The sequence below is a fragment of the Paenibacillus forsythiae T98 genome (assembly GCF_000520735.1).
GTDB classification, from domain to species: domain Bacteria; phylum Bacillota; class Bacilli; order Paenibacillales; family Paenibacillaceae; genus Paenibacillus_AQ; species Paenibacillus_AQ forsythiae.
In genome coordinates, this window is sequence record NZ_ASSC01000111.1 from 1 (window position 1) to 560 (window position 560).

At 61.6% G+C, this 560-nt stretch carries 1 pseudogene; it reads right to left on the reverse strand.

The window, feature by feature from the left end:
* Positions 1–560, reverse strand: a pseudogene (locus tag L692_RS32375) (hypothetical protein); the annotation flags it as partial.

Below are 560 nucleotides of genomic sequence, written 5' to 3' on the forward strand. Positions count from 1 at the left end.
TTCAGTTCCACTCCCGTGGCATCGCTTAGGCTCATCTGCAGCGTTCCGCCCGGGTCGCCCATGATCTGGATCATGTCCGGGGCCAGCTTCAGCTCACTCCCGTGTTCGGTTCCGAAATAGCGGTTGCTTGGGTCCCCCGTCTTGGCGCAGCCTTCCCCGTTCGTCCGCACCGCGCTCACGATCATCGCCCGCGACCCTTGCGCATTCGGAAAATACAGACTCGCTTTGGTCCCGGGCTTTGGCATGCTGTACATCGCGCTTCCCGTCGCCGGGGCGAACGGGTACCAGTGCGGATCGGCTTTGCCGTCGTCCTTGTCTATGTCCAGCCGCAGCTTCACTTCTTCGCCCCGAACGTCCAGCACTTCGCCTTCCAGCGAGAGGCCCGCCATCCGCGAATTTCCCAGCTCCGTACTGCGGACGCCCTCCGGGCGGGACAGCGTATAGGTAAACTGCAATACACCTTTATCCATCCGCGCCGCCACGCCGCTGACGATCATGTCCTTTTCCAGATAACGAACCTGATCCCCGATCGCGCAGCGTTCTCCCGTCTCGACTTCATA